Consider the following 18,286-nt stretch of genomic DNA (forward strand, 5'->3'; position numbering starts at 1 on the left):
TCCCCGCCATGTATTCCTTGAGCCACGCCGACCGATGAGCGGCGAATGAGGACTGTAATGAGCAAGACTAACGCTGACTTGATGGCCCGCCGTACCGCCGCTGTTCCACGCGGTGTTGGCCAGATTCACCCGATCTTTGCCGAATCGGCGAAGAACGCCACGGTAACCGACGTTGAAGGTCGTGAATTCATCGACTTCGCCGGCGGCATCGCCGTGCTGAACACCGGTCACGTGCACCCGAAAATCATCGCCGCCGTGACCGCACAGTTGAACAAGCTGACCCACACCTGCTTCCAGGTCCTGGCCTACGAGCCGTACGTGGAACTGTGCGAAAAAATCAACGCCAAGGTGCCGGGTGATTTCGCCAAGAAAACCCTGCTGGTGACCACCGGTTCGGAAGCGGTGGAAAACGCCGTGAAAATCGCCCGCGCCGCCACGGGCCGTGCCGGTGTGATCGCGTTCACCGGCGCCTATCACGGTCGTACCATGATGACCTTGGGCCTGACCGGTAAAGTCGTGCCGTACTCGGCCGGCATGGGCTTGATGCCCGGCGGCATCTTCCGCGCGCTGTACCCGAACGAACTGCACGGCGTGAGCATCGACGACTCCATCGCCAGCATCGAGCGTATCTTCAAGAACGACGCCGAGCCGCGTGACATCGCGGCAATCATCATCGAGCCGGTGCAGGGCGAGGGTGGTTTCTACGTAGCGCCGAAGGAATTCATGAAGCGCCTGCGCGCTTTGTGCGACCAGCACGGCATCCTGCTGATCGCTGACGAAGTGCAGACCGGCGCCGGCCGTACCGGCACTTTCTTCGCCATGGAACAGATGGGCGTTGCCGCCGACCTGACCACCTTCGCCAAGTCCATCGCTGGCGGCTTCCCGTTGGCCGGTGTGTGCGGCAAGGCCGAGTACATGGATGCCATCGCGCCGGGTGGCCTGGGTGGCACCTACGCCGGTAGCCCGATCGCCTGTGCGGCGGCGCTGGCGGTGATGGAAGTGTTCGAAGAAGAACACCTGCTGGACCGCTGCAAGGCTGTGGGCGAGCGTCTGGTGACCGGCCTGAAGGCGATCCAGAAGAAGTACCCGGTCATCGGTGAAGTGCGTGCCTTGGGCGCGATGATCGCCGTGGAGCTGTTCGAAAACGGCGACACCCACAAGCCGAATGCGGCAGCGGTAGCCCAAGTCGTGGCCAAGGCGCGCGACAAGGGTCTGATCCTGCTGTCCTGCGGCACCTATGGCAACGTTCTGCGGGTGCTGGTGCCGCTGACCGCGCCGGACGAGCAACTGGACAAAGGCCTGGCGATCCTCGAAGAGTGCTTCTCCGAACTCTGAGTGACGGTTGTGCGCTGATCCACAAAAACCCGCCTTCTGGCGGGTTTTTTCATAATCGGCGAAGCTGCCTGGTGGATTTTGAGCTGTCTGGAACGGCCACCAACGTCTAAGGTGCAAGTATGGCAAGGGAGCATGCTGCATGACTGCTGTGGATTTACCCGCTGTACCCCGTGTGTTGATCGCCGAGGCCGATCCGGCGTCCCGCGAGCTGCTTGAGCAGGTGTTGGCGGGTGTGCGCTGCGATGCTCGGGTGGACACCTGTGGCGACGGCAAGCAGGCTTTGGATTTGCTGGCGAAACATCCCTACGACCTGGTAATCGCCGATTGGGAGCTGCCGGGGGTTGATGGCCTGGCGATCCTGCGTGGCCTTCGCCAGCAGCATCGCACGCCGCCGTTGCCGTTCATCCTGATGAGCCGGCGCAACGACAGCGCCAGCGTGCGTGAGGTCTTGCCGCTGGCACCGACCGCGTATCTGACCAAGCCCTTGAACCGGGAAAACCTGACCCAGCGTTTGCAGGGGTTGTTGGTGGGCGGTGAAGAAACCTCCAACGATGCGCCGGTTCCGGGGCCGGGGTTGACCCTGATAACTTTTCTGGAGCGTCGGCGTGATCTGTCCGAAGGCGCGCCGCTGATGATCGATGTGCAGGTGGCGGTCAAGCGCTGTCTCAACCCCACAGGCCTGGATCTGAAACTGCTGGAAGAAGAGATCCGCACCGACCCGCAAATCGCTGGGGTACTGATTGCGGCGGCCAACAGTGCTGCCCAGCATCAGGGCGGCGGCCCGGTGCAGACCGTGGCCCAGGCGCTGCACCAGCTCGGCACAGGGCAAAGCATGAACCTGATCCTCGGCCTGACCCTCAAGCGCTACGCCCGGCTCACCGTTCCCTGTCTGGCGGACTATGCCAAGCGCTACTGGGAATTATCGCTGCACACCGCCGAGTACGCCCGGATCCTGGCGCGGCTGCTGGATCTGGAACCGGAGCGTTGTTACTGCGCGGGGCTGTTGCATCGCCTGGGCGACCTGGCGCTGCTGCGTTGCCTGGAAGAATGGACGCAGGCGGGTGGCGAATTGGATGAGTTGGAGGAAGTCGGGAACGCCCTCGATCAATACGGCGCCGGCTTCGGCTCGGCGCTGCGCACTCGCTGGCGCCTGCCGCTGGAGTTGCGTGAGTTGATCGCGGCGGCCTATAGCCTGGGTGGTGGGGTGTATTCCCGCGAGGCGCTGGTGATGAACATGGCGGCGCAGATGGCCCATCTGACCGAGCATGAAGGGCTTGAAGAACTTGCCCAGGGGCGCACGGCGCGCTTATTGAAGATCGGATTGCCGGAGCTGATGCGGTTGCGCCGCAAGTAGCACCAGCACCTAACCCCTGTGGGAGCAAAGCTTGCTCGCGATGCAGGCAACTCGGGTTCAAGTGGACACCGAGGCGCTGCTATCGCGGGCAAGCCTTGCTCCCACAGTTGATCAGTGGCGGGACAACTCACTCAAGCCGCGATGATACGGTTCTTACCCTTGCGCTTGGCTTCGTACATGGCTGCGTCGGCGCGGGCGAACAGGCTGTCGAGGGACTGGTCTTCGGGGGTAATGCCGGTCAGGCCCTGGCTGACGGTAATGCCGAAATTCTGTTCACCGCAGCGGAACATCAGGCGCTGGATTTCCCGTTGCAACCGCTCGGCCACTTGCAGCGCCATGTCCGGGGGGCAGCCGGGGAACACCGCGGCGAACTCTTCGCCGCCGATCCGCCCGAACAGGTCACCGCGCCGGAGCACGGACCGCCCGCTTTCGGCGATTCTCTGCAACACGGTATCGCCTTCCTGATGGCCGTAGGTGTCGTTGATCACCTTGAAGTCATCGATGTCCAGCAACAGGAACGCCATGGGCATGCCTTGTAGCCGTGCCTGCTCGAACTCACGGTGGGCACACTCGAAAAAATGCCGGCGATTGCTGCTTTGGGTCAGCACGTCGGTGGTCGCCAGGCGCTGCAGTTCGCTTTCCAGCAGCTTCTTTTCGGTGATGTCTTCGGCAATGCCCACCACAATCACCGGTTGTCCTGGCTCGGCCTTGCGGTTGATGAAGCATTTGTCGCTCAGCCAGCGGATCTGGCCGTTGCCTGCGATGATGCGGTATTCACGGTCTTCGACGGCGCCTTTGACCAATACCTCGGCCAGGCTGCGCTCGGCGTACTCCAGGTCGTCGGGGTAGATTGCGTCGCGCCATTCGTTGAAGTCAGCCAGGACCAGGCCGGCGGGGCGGCCGAAGATCCGCTCGTAGGCGGGGCTGACATACAGCACCTGCCGGGTTTCCCAGTTGAACGCCCACAGCACGGCATTGACGCTGACCAGCAACGAGCTGAACAGCTGCTCACGCTCGCTCAGGCGCGCCACTTCGCCCTGGGCATGCATCAGCGCCATGAGCGTCTGGGCTGCCTCGGGCCAATGAGGTAGGGAGTAATCCTGTAGGTTCTTGTCGACCATCGGCACAAATCTCAAAGAGCATGCACTGCTGTTGGTTCGCACGCGCTTTCTCCAAAACCCGCCTGGATGGCGAAGTGCTCTTTGAGATAGGGGATTTGGGGCGAAGTTCCTTTTCAGGCGACGAAGGGCGGGGGATTTAGCGAGTTGAATTATGGGGGGCTGAACCTGTGGCGAGGGGATTTATCCCCGCTGGGCTGCGAAGCAGCCCTGAAACCTGATGGCGCGGTGTGTCAGGATCACTTGAATCGACTGTATTGGGGCTGCTGCGCAGCCCAGCGGGGATAAATCCCCTCGCCACAGGAGCCCTTCACCACAGTGATCTTGTCAGGCCGTGGCAGGCCGTAGCGAGTAGGTCTTGAGCTGGTCGGCAAACTCGCGCAAGGACTGGATGCCGCTGGCCTCGGCTTCGCTGACCCATTCCTTGATGGCGGCGAGCATGTCGTGGCCGTTGCTGCTGGTCTTGACCCAGATCTGCTGCAAGGCCAGGCGTTTCTCGTAGATCACCTTCAGCGCCTGGCTGTGTTCGAGCATGTTCTGGATGCGCACATGGTGACGGTCGTCCAGCAGGCTGGTTTCCCGCGACAGCAGGCGTTTGGCCCGGTGGAACTGGTGACGCACCGAGTGATCGACCTTTTCCAGTTCCTGCTTGACCAGTGGCGCGATGACCAGCCGGCGGTACTGCGCCATAATCTGGAAACGGTTGTTGAGAATCGCCATGGCCGTGTCCATGTCCAGGTGGCCCTTGCCTTCGACCCGGTGGGCGATCGGCGCAACCCGCTGGACCTTGGCCAGGCGCAGGAAACTGAACACCCGGATCCAGGCCCAGCCCAGGTCGAACTCCCATTTGCGGACCGACAGCTTGGCCGAGTTGGGGTAGGTGTGGTGGTTGTTGTGCAGTTCTTCACCGCCGATCAGGATGCCCCAGGGCACCAGGTTGGTCGCCGCGTCGCGGCATTCGAAGTTGCGGTAGCCCACGGCATGGCCCAGGCCATTGACCACGCCGGCGGCCCACACGGGAATCCACATCATCTGGATGGCCCAGATAGTGATGCCGATGGTGCCGAACAACAGCAGGTCGATGATGCCCATGATCGCCACACCCAGCAGCGGGAAGCGGCTGTAGAGGTTGCGCTCGATCCAATCGTCGGGGCAGTTCTTGCCGTAGATGCGCAGGGTTTCCGGGTTTTCCGCTTCGGCGCGATACAGTTCGGCGCCTTTGCGCAGCACGGTGGACAAGCCTTTTATGACCGGGCTGTGAGGGTCGTCGACGGTTTCGCATTTTGCGTGGTGCTTGCGGTGGATGGCGGTCCACTCGCGGGTGTTCTGTGCCGTGGTCAGCCACAGCCAGAAACGGAAGAAATGTTTGAGGCCGGCGTTGAGCTCCAGGGAGCGATGCGCCGAATAACGGTGCAGGTAGACCGTGACGGCAATGATCGTGACGTGGGTCATCAGCAGGGTGACTGCCACCAGTGACCAGGCCGACAAGCCAAGAAAACCTTCGTACCACATAGGCTGTAGGGCCCTCGATAAAGATAGAAACTGCCGTTGCATTATCACCAGCCCTACAGATAAAACCAGTCGGCCTTTCAGATAAGAGTGGCTGGATGTTTCTTCCTCTATAATCCCCACCTCTCTGTAGGGACATGGATGGCCGAATGCCTGCCTATCAACGCAGTGCCATGCGCGTAGCGCTGCTCTACCTCGTGTTGTCAGTCGTCTGGCTGCAGCTGATTGGTTATTTATTGAGCAGTTTCTTCGATCAATTCGCTGACAGGCAACGCTGGCTGCTGATCAATGGCTATGCCTGGGTCCTGCTCAGCGCCGGGTTGATCTTCCTGGCGCGGGCGCGGATCTCGCGATTTTTCGCCAAGGGCGAGCACGGCGCCGATCGAGACCGACTGCGCCAGGCGGCCGCCGTCTTCGATTGCACCCGCGAAGGGGTGTTGGTGACCGACCGCAAAGGCCTGATCGTGCACGTGAACCGGGCCTTCATGGCGATCACCGGTTATGTCCGGGACGAAGTGCTGGGCCAGCGCCCCAACCTGTTCAAGTCCGGTCGCCATGGGCCGGATTTCTATCGCAACATGTTTACTTCCCTGGACAGCCAGGGCGAGTGGAGCGGCGAGATCTGGAATCGGCGTAAAAGCGGTGAGATCTACCCGCAATGGCAGACGATCCGTGTCATTCGCGACGACAACGGCCAGATCAGCCATTACGTCGCGGTGTTTTCCGACATCAGCGCCATCAAGGATTCCGAGCACGAACTGGCCTACCTGGCTCATCACGACCCGCTGACAGGCTTGCCCAACCGCCTGCTGTTTTCCGATCGCACCGAGCAGGCCCTGGCGTCGGCGCAGTTGCACAAGCGTGGCTGTGCCCTGTTGCTGCTGGACCTGGATCACTTCAAGAACATCAATGACAGCCTGGGTCACAACGTGGGCGATGAATTGCTCAAAGGCGTGGCCGAGCGGTTTCGCGGGCTTTTTGCGCCGGGCGTGACCCTGGCCCGGCTCGGGGGCGACGAATTTGCGGTGCTGGTGGAAAACTGCTCGCAGCCAGGCCAGGCTGCGGCGTTGGCCCGGCGCATCCTCGACGCCTTGAAAGAGCCCCTGCGGTTCGATGACCACGCATTGTTCATCAATGCCAGCATCGGCATCAGCCTGTTTCCCGGCGATGCCCTGAGCGCCGGGCAACTGCTGCGCAATGCCGATTCGGCGTTGTTCAAGGCCAAGAGCGCCGGACGCGACGGCTACGCCTTGTACACCGAAGAACTCACCGCCCACGCCCAGCAGCGGGTCGAGATTGCCTTCGAACTGCGGCGCGCGCTGCAGCAACAGGAGTTACGCGTTCACTACCAGCCGGTCCACGAGCTGGCGACCAGTCGTTTGATCGGTGTCGAGGCGCTGGTGCGATGGGAGCATCCCACGCGGGGGCTGGTGTCGCCGGCCGAGTTCATTCCCATCGCTGAGCGTACCGGCCTGATTGCCCAGGTCGATGCCTGGGTCATGGACCAGGCCTGCCGGCAGATGTGCCAGTGGCAGCAGGCCGGCGTGGCGCTGTCGTTTGTCGCTGTCAACGTATCGAGTCGGTTGTTTGCTCGTCGTGAGTTGTATGACCAGGTTGCCCAGGTGTTACACGACACGGGCTTGGATCCGGGTTGCCTGGAACTGGAAGTGACGGAAAGCGCGGTGATGGAAGACCCGGAGGTGGCGCTGGAGCAGATGCATCGCCTGCGGGAGCTGGGCGTGCGCCTGGCCATCGACGATTTCGGCACGGGCTATTCGTCGCTGCTGCGGCTCAAGCGTTTGCCGGTGCAGAAGCTCAAGATCGATCAGGGTTTTGTCGCGGGGTTGCCGTGGGATGAGGATGACGTGGCGATCGTCCGGGTGATCATCGCGCTGGCCCACAGCATGGGCATGCAGGTGCACGCCGAGGGCATCGAGCAGCGTGAGCAGGCGGCATTTTTGCTTGGACAGGCGTGTGAGTTGGGGCAGGGTTACTGGTTTGGCCGGCCCGTGGCGGCGGCGCAGTTGGATTGGGGGCGGGCGCCGGTTATTGCTTGATCGTCAGGGTATTGATGTTGGTCGAGTACATATCCGTTGCTGCGGTAACGGCGGCTTAGGGTTCCGCCCTTACGGCGGGTCACTTTCGAAAAGCGCGAAAGTAACCAAAGCGCTTCTGCCCCACCACTCGGCACCTCGCTTAGGCTCGGTGTGCCCTCACTCCGGCATTGCTCCGTGAGCCCGCCGCGAAGGGCCATCCATGGCCCAGCGCGGCTATCCCGGCATCCATGCCGGGATGCCCACTCCACAATGCCTGCGTTCGGCCAGCGTGGTTAACGGGGCGCCCGAGATCAACGTCCGTCGCGAGGCGGCCTAACAGCCGACCTGGCTCTTGCGGTCGTACACCTCTCAGATCTGTTTGAGCAGGACCTGTGGGAGCAAAGCTTGCTCGCGAGGGCGCCGGTTCAGCTTGCATCAAAGCACTCCGAAGTTTTCAGGAGCCAACACCGCTTCGCTTGCACAGTCGAGAGAGGTGGCAGCTATGCATAGGTGTGCAAGACCGGTCGGAGTCCCCGGCAGACCCGAAGGTCTCCCATACACAGCTGCCATAACGGTTCGCGAGCATAAAAAAATGCTCGATGAATAGCCATCGACAATTGTGTCCTCCGCCGGACTTGCACGTCCGTGTCACCGTTTTTTGCGATGACGAACCCAGGTTAGCGGTGCAAAACCAGGGTGCCTAGTTCACGAACAGCCCTACGTCTTGAAGGAAATATCCGAGGGGGTGGCAGGGAAAAGCCCCCAGTCACCCCTGCCGTAGGACGTCGGCTACTTTCTGAAATTTTGGTTATATAAAAATTCTTAAATAGTCTTTTTAAGAATATCTGCACTTATCTAGTATTGCTCCCACGCCGCAAGCAGTGCCGCCCACTGCCAGGCATTCATTCAAGGAGCAGCAGCATGAGCGCATCTCTACGTAGCGTTGACGGCCAGGACGAAGCAACCATCTTGCGCGAGATCCAGAGCGCATTGCGCGATCTGCGTTTTGGGGCGGTGGAAATCACCGTGCACAACGCGCAGGTGGTCCAGATCGAACGCAAGGAAAAATTCCGGCTGCAGCAGCCGAGTCATAAGCCGTCTTGAAAAGCAAAGATCGCAGCCTTCGGCAGCTCCTACAGGGGGCTTGGCGTAGGAGCTGCCGAAGGCTGCGATCTTTTTACAAGCCACTCGATTTCCAGAAGCCATAAAAACCAGAATTCCAGGAGCTTTCACCATGTCGTCCATTCGTCGTTATGCCCTGGCCGCGCTGGCCAGTGCTGTTTTTGCAGGTTCCGCCGTCGCCAAGGATTACGAGTTGCTCAACGTGTCCTACGACCCGACGCGTGAGCTTTACCAGGATTACAACGCCGAATTCGTCAATTTCTGGAAGAAAGCGCACCCGGACGACAGCGTGAAGATCCAGCAGTCCCACGGTGGTTCGGGCAAGCAAGGCCGGGCGGTGATCGATGGTCTGCGGGCCGACGTGGTGACCCTGGCCTTGGCCGGTGACATTGATGAAATCGCCAAGCTGGGCAAGTCCCTGCCGGCGGACTGGCAAACACGCCTGCCGGAAGCCAGCACGCCCTACACGTCCACCATCGTGTTCCTGGTGCGCAAGGGCAACCCCAAGGGCATCAAGGATTGGGGCGACCTGATCAAGAACGACGTGTCGGTCATCACCCCGAACCCGAAGACTTCCGGCGGTGCGCGCTGGAACTTCCTCGCCGCCTGGGCCTATGGCCTGAAGGCCAATGGGGGTGACGAAGCCAAGGCCAAGGAATACGTGCAGGCGCTGTTCAAGCATGTGCCGATTCTCGACACTGGCGCCCGTGGCTCGACCATTACCTTCGTCAACAACGGTCAGGGCGACGTGTTGCTGGCCTGGGAAAACGAAGCCTTCCTGGCGTTGAAAGAGGACGGTGGTGCGGACAAGTTCGACATCGTCGTGCCGTCGCTGTCGATCCTCGCCGAACCACCCGTGGCGGTGGTGGACAAGAACGCCGAGAAAAAGGGCAATGCCGAGATCGCCGAGGCGTACCTCAAGCACCTGTACAGCCCGGCCGGCCAGGAGATCGCCGCGAAAAACTACTATCGCCCGCGTGACAAGGACGTGGCCGCCAAGTACGCCCGGCAATTTCCGAAGGTGGAGCTGGTGACCATCGACAAGGACTTCGGCGGCTGGAAAAGCGCCCAGCCGAAATTTTTCAACGATGGCGGCGTGTTCGACCAGATCTATCAGGCGCAGTAAGCTGGGCAGGCCATAAATGGGCCCTGACTACTGTTGCAATGGTGTTTACTCAAGGCTTGAAGAATTCTGTGTGGCGAGGGAGCTTGCTCCCGCTTGAGTGCGAAGCGCTCACAAAAATGGGGCTGCTGCACAGCCCAGCGGGAGCAAGCTCCCTCGCCACGGATTCATTCTCCAGTGAACCGCATTGCAATGACCGTCGGGGCTTTGCTGTTCTCAACCAAGGACCTTTATGTCGCGTCGCATATCCCCCGTCATACCCGGCTTCGGGCTGACGCTGGGCTACACCCTGGTGTACCTCAGCCTGATTGTGCTCATACCCCTGGCGGCGATGTTCGTGCATGCCGCCCAACTCACCTGGGAACAGTTCTGGGCGATCATTTCGGCGCCGCGTGTGCTGGCGGCCTTGAAACTCAGTTTCGGCACCGCGCTGTACGCCGCGATCATCAACGGCGTGATCGGCACGCTGCTGGCCTGGGTGCTGGTGCGCTACACCTTCCCCGGCCGCAAGATCATCGACGCGATGATCGACCTGCCGTTCGCGTTGCCCACCGCTGTGGCCGGTATTGCCCTGACGGCGTTGTATGCGCCGACCGGCCTGGTCGGCCAGTTCGCCACTGACCTGGGCTTCAAGATCGCCTACACCCCGCTGGGCATCACCCTGGCGCTGACCTTCGTGACGCTGCCGTTCGTGGTGCGTACGGTGCAGCCGGTGCTCGCCGATATTCCCCGTGAAGTCGAAGAGGCCGCCGCCTGCCTCGGCGCCAAACCATGGCAGGTGTTCCGCCACATCCTCGTGCCGGCGTTGTTGCCGGCCTGGTTGACCGGCTTCGCCCTGGCGTTTGCCCGTGGCGTGGGCGAGTACGGTTCGGTGATTTTCATCGCCGGCAACATGCCGATGAAAACCGAGATCCTGCCGCTGCTGATCATGGTCAAGCTCGACCAATACGACTACACCGGCGCCACCTCCATCGGCGTGCTGATGCTGGTGGTTTCCTTCGTCCTGTTGCTGCTGATCAACCTGTTGCAGCGGCGCATCGAAACCCCATAAGGAGGCGCGAACATGTCCCAGTCGTCTATTTCCGCAGCCTCCACCAACGCCGCACGTCGCGGCAGTGCGACGTCGCGGCGCGTGCTGATCGGCCTCGGCTGGCTGATTTTTGCGCTGTTTCTGCTGTTGCCGCTGTTCATCGTGGTGTCCCAGGGCCTGAAGCTCGGGCTGGGGGCGTTCTTCACGGCGATCTTCGAACCCGACGCGCTGTCGGCGTTGAAACTCACGGTGGTTGCGGTACTGATCTCGGTGCCGCTGAACCTGGTGTTCGGCGTCAGTGCCGCGTGGTGCGTGAGCAAATATTCATTCCGCGGCAAGAGCATGCTGGTGACGCTGATCGACCTGCCGTTCTCGGTGTCGCCGGTGATCGCGGGCCTGGTCTACGTGCTGATGTTCGGCGCCCAGGGCCTGTTCGGGCCGTGGCTGTCGGATCACGACATCCAGATCGTGTTCGCGCTGCCGGGCATTGTCCTGGCGACCATCTTCGTCACCGTACCGTTCGTGGCCCGTGAACTGATCCCGCTGATGCAGGAACAAGGCACCCAGGAAGAAGAGGCCGCGCGCCTGCTGGGCGCCAATGGCTGGCAGATGTTCTGGCATGTCACTGTGCCGAACATCAAGTGGGGCCTGATCTATGGCGTAGTGCTGTGTACCGCCCGGGCCATGGGCGAGTTCGGCGCGGTGTCGGTGGTGTCCGGGCACATTCGCGGGGTGACCAACACCCTGCCGCTGCACGTCGAGATCCTCTACAACGAATACAACCACGTGGCCGCGTTCGCTGTGGCGAGCCTGTTGCTGATCCTGGCGCTCTTCATCCTGCTGCTCAAGCAGTGGAGCGAAAACCGAATCAACCGCCTGCGCGCCAGCGCCGCGGAGGAATAAGTCATGTCGATCGAAGTCCGTAACGTCAGCAAGAATTTCCACGCCTTCAAGGCCCTGGACGAGATCAGCCTGGATATCCAGAGCGGCGAGCTGGTGGCGCTGCTGGGCCCGTCCGGCTGCGGCAAGACCACTCTGCTGCGGATCATCGCCGGCCTCGAGACCCCGGACCAAGGCAGCATCGTGTTCCACGGCGAGGACGTGTCCGGCCACGACGTGCGTGATCGCAACGTCGGTTTCGTGTTCCAGCACTACGCCTTGTTCCGCCACATGACGGTGTTCGACAACGTGGCCTTCGGCTTGCGCATGAAGCCCAAGCCCCAGCGTCCGAACGAAAGCCAGATCGCGACCAAGGTCCATGAGCTGTTGAACATGGTGCAACTGGACTGGCTCGCCGACCGCTACCCGGAGCAGTTGTCCGGCGGCCAGCGCCAGCGTATCGCCCTGGCCCGCGCCTTGGCGGTGGAGCCCAAGGTGCTGCTGCTGGATGAGCCGTTCGGTGCCCTCGACGCCAAGGTTCGCAAGGAACTGCGCCGCTGGCTGGCGCGACTACACGAGGACATCAACCTGACCTCGGTGTTCGTGACCCACGATCAGGAAGAGGCCATGGAAGTCGCCGACCGGATCGTGGTGATGAACAAAGGCGTGATCGAGCAGATCGGCTCACCCGGCGACGTCTACGAAAACCCCGCCAGCGACTTTGTGTATCACTTCCTCGGCGACTCGAACCGCCTGCACTTGGGTGAGGACCGGCATGTGCTGTTCCGTCCGCACGAAGTGTCACTGTCGCGCTCGGAGCTGGAAGACCACCACGCCGCCGAAGTGCGTGACATCCGTCCGCTCGGCGCCACCACTCGGGTGACCCTGAAGGTAGAAGGCCAGAGCGAACTGATCGAAGCGGAAGTGGTGAAGGACCATGACAGCCTGGTGGGGCTGGCGAAGGGCGAGACGCTGTTCTTCAAGCCGAAGGTCTGGCAGAAAGTCGCCAACCTCTAAAAGCAAAAGCATCGTCGGAACGCCGCCCGGAGCAAGCTCGCTCCCACAGGAGATTTGTGTGTGACGCAGATCTATTGTGGGAGCGAGCCTGCTCGCGATGGCGTCCCCACTGACACCCCGATCCGAATCTGAATAACCCCGTCCACCCTTGTTTCGATTGGTTCTACGCCAACGCCTTTTCCCCGCCAAAACCCTACCTAGACTCTGACTTGCCAGGAGGCAGTGAGAGTCCAATGACGGACCGGTGTTATCTCCTGGCGCCTGATGCCAAGGAGATGAGTATGAGAACGGAAGTCAGTCGGCATGGCCCGCTTGGCTGTGCATTGTTAGGCGTCTTGCTGGCTCCGGCCGCCAGCGCCGCCCCTTCGTTGTCCCCCCAGATACCCTTCGATGTCACGGTGACCAACCCCGTTTCGCTGGTCAGCCTGCAAGCCAATTTCGATGAGCTGTCGTGGCAGACCTTCATTGCCCTGAACTGGCCAGCGCTGGATAACGGCGATCCCAATACCGGCAGCCCCATCGGCAAAGAGGATGGCGCCACGGTGTGGGAAAGCTGGAAAGAGAGCTACCAGATTTTCCGCGCCAAGGGCCAGACGCCGCTGCCCTGGAATGCCCCGGCGACCCTGCCCGAAGCGTGCAAGTCGCTTAAACCCGGTCGCCTGTTGCAGCAAATGGGCAAGGTGCCCGATGTGCTGGATGAATTTATCCAGCCCTTCGAGAGCGGCCCGCTGGTGGACCAGAACGGCACCTACACGCGCAACGAAATCGTGGTCAACCAATCGATGTTCAACGGCATCGTTGACAACGGCCTGTACAGCATCGAAGGCCAGCAGAAGTTCTTCGCCGCCAATGCGAACAACACCGTGGCCTTCAGCTGCGGTTCCACCGAGACCAAACAGGTCGGCGCGGTGATGGTGAAGGCGTCGTGGAAAGTGCTGGGCCCCAATGACAATCGCCAGGACTTTCACACCGTCGATGCGCTGGTCTACACCCCGGGGAACGACGACCCGAGCCATGGGCCGATTGTCGCGGAGTCGTGCGTGTCCGAGCCAGTCGGGTTGGTGGGATTGCACATGGTCCATAAGACAACCAGCGCCGCGCAATGGGTCTGGTCAACCTTTGAGCATGTGAAAAACGTGCCGGAAAAAACCACGCCCGTTGCCCAGCGGACGGGGCCTTATCTGTTCTACAACGCAGCCAGCACAAGCGACATCAACCAACCGCCGCCACGGCCATGGAACCCGGCGGTCAAGGCGACGCCCTCGCAGATCGTGCGCGACGTGCCGCTCACCGAGGCCACCAAAAAACTGAACGCCACGTATCAAGGCCTGTTGCGTACGGTGAACCCGCAGAGCGTCTGGGCGAACTATCAACTGATCAGTACCCAGTGGCCATCCGACCCGCCCAAGAACTGCCAGATATCGGCCGCCAACCCCCTGGGCAGTCCTGCGCCCTCGTTCCTGGCCAACGCCACGCTGGAGACCTACATCCAGGGCACCGTGCCCCAGGCGTCTTCCAGTTGCATGGCTTGCCACGGCAATGCGGCCACCCATGTCACCGAGTCGCCGCGTACCAGCTTCGCGGATTTCACCTATTTGCTCGAACGCGCACAGTCCACCAGTGGACAAGGAGCCAAGCAATGAGCAGCAATCTGGATAATTTCGTAGGCCTGTCATCAGCTCTTATTGGTATCTCGACGGATCGTTTGGCACCGCAGATCGACCCGGTCGGTTTGCCGCCGATCTTTCTCGATTACGTCACTGCGCGAGTTCCTTCCGACGTGTTCAACGCGCTCTTGACTCAATACGCCACCCTGGTGGCTGAGCACTTCCCGCCCGACCAGATCGCCCAGCAGATACTGAAGTTCAACATGCAACCGACGATTCCACGCACGGTACTCACTGCGCGCTCGATCATGAAGCTGTGGTTGTTGGGCGTCTGGTATCAACCGTTCGATATGGCGCCTTTCAAGAAAGATGATTCGGCGGTGGTGTCCGATCAGGCCTACATCCACAGCTGGGCCTGGAAAATCGCCCAGGCTCACCCGATGGGCTACAGCGAATCGTTTTTTGGGTATTGGAACAGCGCGCCCTCCAGCCTTGAAGATTTGACCGGCGTATCCGCCAACGGACAGCAAGGAGCGTTGTCATGAGTACCGAACAAGCCGAAGTGGTGATCGTTGGCGCAGGCCTGGCCGGTAGCATCATTGCCTATCAGTTGGGTATGGCCGGTATTGATGTACTGGTACTCGAATCGGGGCCGGAGATACCGGTCAATCGTGCCCAGTATCTGGAGCGTTTTTATACCGCGACGCTGAAAACCCCTGAGTCCCCTTATCCCCCGAGCACGACGCTGGACCCACATCTAAAGGGGCCGGCCGAACTGAACGCTCCACGGGCGACCATTGCCGATCTGCTCAATGGAAATTGGAACAACCCGGCGGTCAGCTACTTGGTACAAAAAGGCCCGCTGCCCTTTACGAGCACGTACGAACGGGTGGGTGGCGGCACGACATGGCATTGGGTCGGAACCTGCCTGCGCATGGTGCCGAACGATTTTCGCCTGCGGTCCAAGTATGGCGTCGGGGTGGATTGGCCGATAGGTTATGACGATCTGCAAAGCGCCTACTGCCGGGCGGAAGCGGAAATCGGTGTGTCGGCCAACGTCGCCGACCAAGCCTATCTGGGCATGACCTTCCCCGAGGGTTATGCATTCCCGATGCGCAGCATTCCGTTGTCGCTGGTCGATGGCAGCTTTGTCACGGCTGTCACGGGGAAGACGTTCGATAGCCTGCCGCTGGTGGTCAGCCCGACGCCGGCTGGGCGCAACTCCCAACCTTATGCCGGTCGCCGGGTATGCGCCGGCAATACCAACTGCACGCCGATCTGCCCGATCCAGGCCAAGTACGACGCCACCGTGACCATGAACAAGGCGTTGAACACTGGCAAGGTCCGAGTGCTTTATCGAACCGTGGCCAGCAAAGTAACCGTTGGCACTGACAGCAATATCAATGGCATCGAGTTCAAGCAGTATCAATTGGAAGATGGCCCCGTCACTGGGACCGGTGTGGCAATAGGACAACGTTATGTGATCGCCGCCCATGCGATCGAAACACCGAAGCTGCTACTGCACTCCGGCGTGGCCAACAGCAGCGGGCAAGTGGGGCGCGGCCTGGCTGACCATCCCATTTATCTGGCGTGGGGGTTGATGCCCGAGGGCAAGGCGATTTTCCCCTACCGGGGACCGCTATCAACGGCCGGCATCGAAAGCCTGCGCGACGGTGCCTTTCGCAGCGATCGTGCGGCGTGGCGTATCGAGATTGGCAACGAAGGTTGGAACTGGCCGGCCGGTGATCCCTATACCACGGTCGCCGACTTTATCGATGGGAAGAACAATGGCGGCGCCAACCCGAGCAATAAATTGCTATCCGGAACGGCGTTGGTACAAAAGCTCAACGACGTCTTCACCCGCCAGTTCCGGATCGGTTTCCTGGTCGAGCAGGTCGAGGACGATCCCGACCACGCGCAATGCTACATCGTGCCCTCGACCCAATACACGGACCGGCTCGGCATCCCTCGGCCGGAAATCCACTACAACCTGTCCGAGTACACCATGAAGGGTTTCCAGCAGGCGAAAGTACTGGCGACGCGCATCATCGAGGAGCTGCTCGGTGCCCAGGAGTTGACGGGCATCATCGGACCTGGATGTTTTACGTACGACAAGGTGCCCTACAGCTTCCAGGGCGCCGGCCACCTGATGGGGACTTACCGCATGGGCGATGACCCCAAAAAGTCGGTCGTGGATAAGTACCAGCGCAGTTGGGACCACAAGAACCTGTTTCTGGTGGGCGATGGCGTGTTCCCCAGCACCGGCACCTCAAACCCGAGCCTGACGATTGCGGCGCTGTCGTTCCAGGCCGGGGATACGCTGGCCAATGACCTGCGGGCGGTGACGATGCAGGTCCAATCCACCATCGCCTGGCAGGGCACTGGCGTGCAGGTCAACGGGTTGGTACCGCGCCTGGTGCGCTATGTCAGTGGGCGATGGTGCGCCAGTCCGCAGGGCGGCAATGTCGATGGAAATGGCGGTTCGAGGCACATCGACTACAGCAGCTATGCCTTGCCCGGTGCCGCCGAAGGTGCCTTGATCGGTCGCGTGGGCAATGATGGCAAGCCGTTCCTGGTGGGTGATCTGGGGCAGGTTCCGGGCGACCAGCAAGGGGAACTGCAACTGTGCATCAACGATGACCTGACCGGGCAGCACGGGTCTGGCTTGAAAGATAACACCGGCGCGCTGACGATACGGGTCGAGTTTGGTGCGCTGTAAGGCTTGAGCGGTAACGGTCCAACTCCTGCGGGAGCGAGCTTGCTCGCGATGGCGGTGGGTCAGTCGATGTGGATGTGTCTGGCCGAGCGCAATCGCGAGCAAGCTCGCTCCCACAGAGGGGTGTTTTCAAACCGTCGAATGCTGGTTGCGCAACGCTACCGGCCCGACGCGCTCTTCGATGGCCCGTTTCAGTTCGCCGCGAAGCCCCAGCAGGAAGCCCGCTTCCACCACCACGAACAGCGGCCCGACGATCAGCCCGGTGAGGTCGTCGACGAACGCCGGCTTGCGGCCTTCGTAGTAGTGGCCGACAAACTGGATCACCCAACCCACCACGAACATCCCCAGGCCACTGCCCAGCCACACCAGGGTACTTTGCGCGGCGAGCACCTGGCCCAGCCATAGCGCCAGGCCCAGCAGCACCGTCATCAGCGCCCCCAGGCGCAACTCCAGGCGCAGGTAGAAGCAGGCACTGGCCACCGCTACCAGCAGCGCTGGCGACACGAGGACCGCGCCCACTGGCCAACCTGGGCGTGACAGCAGCACGGCGACGGCAACGAAGATCAGCGGGATACCGATGAAATGGCTGGCGATGTTGCGCGGGTCGCGGTGATAGGCAGCGTATTGACTGAGATGGTCGACGAGGCTTTTCATTGTTGTTCCTCCTGAGGTGATGCCTGCATGATGCCCAGGTACCACAAGGCGTTCTGTCAGTTAGCCGACACTTGTCCCGGAGTTTCCATGAATTCGCATCCCTGGCACTCACACCTGATGGCCAGCCACTGGTACAGCCATCTGCCTGCTGAGTTACAGAATAGTCTGCTGGGCATGGCGCGGGTGCGCCGCCTGCCGCCGGGCCATCGGCTGTTCCAGCGCGGCGACCCACCGTGCGGGCTGTATGCCGTGCTGGAAGGCGCGGTGCGCGTCGGTGCAGTGAACGAACAGGGCAAGGAGGCATTGCTGAGCGTGGTGGAGGCGCCCCACTGGTTCGGTGAAATCTGCCTGTTCGATGGCCAGCCGCGCACTCATGATGCGGTGGTTTTCGGTCAATGTACGCTGCTGCACGTGCCCCAGGCGTCGTTGCTGACATTGCTGCAAGAGCAGCCGATCTACTGGCGGCATCTGGCATTGTTGATGAGCCACAAACTGCGCCTGACCTTCATCAACCTCGAACACCTGAGCCTGATGCCCGCCCCGTCCCGCCTGGCCCACCGCCTGTTGATGATCGCCGAAGGCTACGGCGAAATCGAACCGCCGCGGCGGGTCCTGCAACTGCCCCAGGAACAACTGGCGCTGATGCTTGCGCTGTCACGCCAGACCACCAACCAGATCCTCAAGGACCTGCAGGCCCAAGGCATCCTGCACCTGGGTTACGGCGAGATCGAAATCCTCGACATCGAGCGGTTGCGGGCCCTGACCACCATCTGAGTCCGGCCTGAA

General features: G+C 61.4%; 15 protein-coding genes. 12 read left to right on the plus strand and 3 right to left on the minus strand.

Annotation, left to right across the window (positions count from 1 at the left end; all coding sequences use genetic code 11):
- The first annotated feature begins 57 nt into the window (after positions 1 to 57).
- Positions 58 to 1,335 (plus strand): 4-aminobutyrate--2-oxoglutarate transaminase, encoded by a 1,278-nt coding sequence (gene gabT / locus HU749_RS01810; protein WP_046065590.1) that lies wholly within the window; start codon positions 58 to 60, stop codon positions 1,333 to 1,335.
- 139 nt (positions 1,336 to 1,474) lie between these two features.
- A complete protein-coding gene (locus HU749_RS01815; RefSeq protein ID WP_095963401.1) occupies positions 1,475 to 2,689 on the plus strand; it encodes an HDOD domain-containing protein in 1,215 nt (404 codons plus the stop codon).
- A gap of 131 nt (positions 2,690 to 2,820) precedes the next feature.
- Here the strand turns inward: HU749_RS01815 and HU749_RS01820 are convergent, their stop codons facing one another.
- Both HU749_RS01820 and desA read right to left on the minus strand, forming a co-directional pair.
- Positions 2,821 to 3,810 carry a GGDEF domain-containing protein gene (locus HU749_RS01820; RefSeq protein ID WP_095963400.1) on the minus strand — a complete coding sequence of 330 codons (990 nt, stop codon included), beginning with the start codon at positions 3,808 to 3,810 and terminating at the stop codon, positions 2,821 to 2,823.
- A 324-nt stretch (positions 3,811 to 4,134) separates the two neighbouring features.
- On the minus strand, positions 4,135 to 5,319 hold the full coding sequence (desA, locus tag HU749_RS01825; protein WP_095963399.1) for a delta-9 fatty acid desaturase DesA: 1,185 nt from the start codon (positions 5,317 to 5,319) through the stop codon (positions 4,135 to 4,137).
- Between the two features lie 146 nt (positions 5,320 to 5,465).
- Between desA and dibA the strand changes: the two genes are divergently transcribed.
- The 9 genes from dibA to HU749_RS01870 all read left to right on the plus strand — a co-directional run bounded on the left by dibA (position 5,466) and on the right by HU749_RS01870 (position 16,849).
- Positions 5,466 to 7,373 (plus strand): phosphodiesterase DibA, encoded by a 1,908-nt coding sequence (dibA, locus tag HU749_RS01830; protein ID WP_186652457.1) that lies wholly within the window; start codon positions 5,466 to 5,468, stop codon positions 7,371 to 7,373.
- Between the two features lie 900 nt (positions 7,374 to 8,273).
- Positions 8,274 to 8,456, plus strand: coding sequence for a sulfur starvation response protein OscA (gene oscA / locus HU749_RS01835; RefSeq protein WP_003186967.1), 183 nt, complete (start codon positions 8,274 to 8,276; stop codon positions 8,454 to 8,456).
- A 130-nt stretch (positions 8,457 to 8,586) separates the two neighbouring features.
- Positions 8,587 to 9,600, plus strand: a complete 1,014-nt coding sequence (locus HU749_RS01840; protein ID WP_079301446.1) for a sulfate ABC transporter substrate-binding protein — start codon at positions 8,587 to 8,589, stop codon at positions 9,598 to 9,600.
- A gap of 229 nt (positions 9,601 to 9,829) precedes the next feature.
- A complete protein-coding gene (gene cysT, locus HU749_RS01845; RefSeq protein WP_013692011.1) occupies positions 9,830 to 10,648 on the plus strand; it encodes a sulfate ABC transporter permease subunit CysT in 819 nt (272 codons plus the stop codon).
- A 12-nt stretch (positions 10,649 to 10,660) separates the two neighbouring features.
- The gene (cysW, locus tag HU749_RS01850) at positions 10,661 to 11,530 is read left to right on the plus strand and encodes a sulfate ABC transporter permease subunit CysW (protein ID WP_003196505.1); all 870 of its coding nucleotides are present in this window, start codon (positions 10,661 to 10,663) and stop codon (positions 11,528 to 11,530) included.
- A gap of 3 nt (positions 11,531 to 11,533) precedes the next feature.
- Positions 11,534 to 12,523 (plus strand): sulfate/molybdate ABC transporter ATP-binding protein, encoded by a 990-nt coding sequence (locus tag HU749_RS01855; RefSeq protein ID WP_046065596.1) that lies wholly within the window; start codon positions 11,534 to 11,536, stop codon positions 12,521 to 12,523.
- Between the two features lie 281 nt (positions 12,524 to 12,804).
- Positions 12,805 to 14,166 (plus strand): cytochrome C, encoded by a 1,362-nt coding sequence (locus HU749_RS01860; protein ID WP_095963360.1) that lies wholly within the window; start codon positions 12,805 to 12,807, stop codon positions 14,164 to 14,166.
- Entirely contained in the window at positions 14,163 to 14,675 is a 513-nt protein-coding gene (locus HU749_RS01865; RefSeq protein WP_014335948.1) for a hypothetical protein, read from the plus strand. Before HU749_RS01860 ends, HU749_RS01865 begins: the two co-directional genes overlap by 4 nt.
- A complete protein-coding gene (locus tag HU749_RS01870; RefSeq protein WP_095963359.1) occupies positions 14,672 to 16,849 on the plus strand; it encodes a GMC family oxidoreductase in 2,178 nt (725 codons plus the stop codon). Before HU749_RS01865 ends, HU749_RS01870 begins: the two co-directional genes overlap by 4 nt.
- A gap of 126 nt (positions 16,850 to 16,975) precedes the next feature.
- Here the strand turns inward: HU749_RS01870 and HU749_RS01875 are convergent, their stop codons facing one another.
- Positions 16,976 to 17,500, minus strand: a complete 525-nt coding sequence (locus HU749_RS01875) for an Mpo1 family 2-hydroxy fatty acid dioxygenase (protein ID WP_095963358.1) — start codon at positions 17,498 to 17,500, stop codon at positions 16,976 to 16,978.
- An 87-nt stretch (positions 17,501 to 17,587) separates the two neighbouring features.
- Between HU749_RS01875 and HU749_RS01880 the strand changes: the two genes are divergently transcribed.
- Positions 17,588 to 18,274: a Crp/Fnr family transcriptional regulator gene (locus HU749_RS01880; RefSeq protein ID WP_079301450.1), complete on the plus strand. Its 687-nt coding sequence runs from the start codon at positions 17,588 to 17,590 to the stop codon at positions 18,272 to 18,274.
- The last annotated feature ends 12 nt before the right edge of the window (positions 18,275 to 18,286 follow it).

It is taken from the genome of Pseudomonas ogarae, from assembly GCF_014268695.2.
In the GTDB taxonomy this organism is placed as follows: Bacteria; Pseudomonadota; Gammaproteobacteria; order Pseudomonadales; family Pseudomonadaceae; genus Aquipseudomonas; species Aquipseudomonas kilonensis.

Bases quoted from the DNA above. Each gene is read 5' to 3' on its own strand.
- HU749_RS01815 (WP_095963401.1), top strand. From the start codon at position 1,475: ATGACTGCTGTGGATTTACCCGCTGTACCCCGTGTGTTGATCGCCGAG.
- HU749_RS01855 (WP_046065596.1), top strand. From the start codon at position 11,534: ATGTCGATCGAAGTCCGTAACGTCAGCAAGAATTTCCACGCCTTCAAG.
- HU749_RS01870 (WP_095963359.1), top strand. From the start codon at position 14,672: ATGAGTACCGAACAAGCCGAAGTGGTGATCGTTGGCGCAGGCCTGGCC.
- HU749_RS01875 (WP_095963358.1), bottom strand. From the start codon at position 17,500: ATGAAAAGCCTCGTCGACCATCTCAGTCAATACGCTGCCTATCACCGC.
- HU749_RS01860 (WP_095963360.1), top strand. From the start codon at position 12,805: ATGAGAACGGAAGTCAGTCGGCATGGCCCGCTTGGCTGTGCATTGTTA.
- cysT (WP_013692011.1), top strand. From the start codon at position 9,830: ATGTCGCGTCGCATATCCCCCGTCATACCCGGCTTCGGGCTGACGCTG.
- oscA (WP_003186967.1), top strand. From the start codon at position 8,274: ATGAGCGCATCTCTACGTAGCGTTGACGGCCAGGACGAAGCAACCATC.
- dibA (WP_186652457.1), top strand. From the start codon at position 5,466: ATGCCTGCCTATCAACGCAGTGCCATGCGCGTAGCGCTGCTCTACCTC.
- cysW (WP_003196505.1), top strand. From the start codon at position 10,661: ATGTCCCAGTCGTCTATTTCCGCAGCCTCCACCAACGCCGCACGTCGC.
- HU749_RS01820 (WP_095963400.1), bottom strand. From the start codon at position 3,810: ATGGTCGACAAGAACCTACAGGATTACTCCCTACCTCATTGGCCCGAG.
- HU749_RS01880 (WP_079301450.1), top strand. From the start codon at position 17,588: ATGAATTCGCATCCCTGGCACTCACACCTGATGGCCAGCCACTGGTAC.
- HU749_RS01865 (WP_014335948.1), top strand. From the start codon at position 14,163: ATGAGCAGCAATCTGGATAATTTCGTAGGCCTGTCATCAGCTCTTATT.
- desA (WP_095963399.1), bottom strand. From the start codon at position 5,319: ATGTGGTACGAAGGTTTTCTTGGCTTGTCGGCCTGGTCACTGGTGGCA.
- HU749_RS01840 (WP_079301446.1), top strand. From the start codon at position 8,587: ATGTCGTCCATTCGTCGTTATGCCCTGGCCGCGCTGGCCAGTGCTGTT.
- gabT (WP_046065590.1), top strand. From the start codon at position 58: ATGAGCAAGACTAACGCTGACTTGATGGCCCGCCGTACCGCCGCTGTT.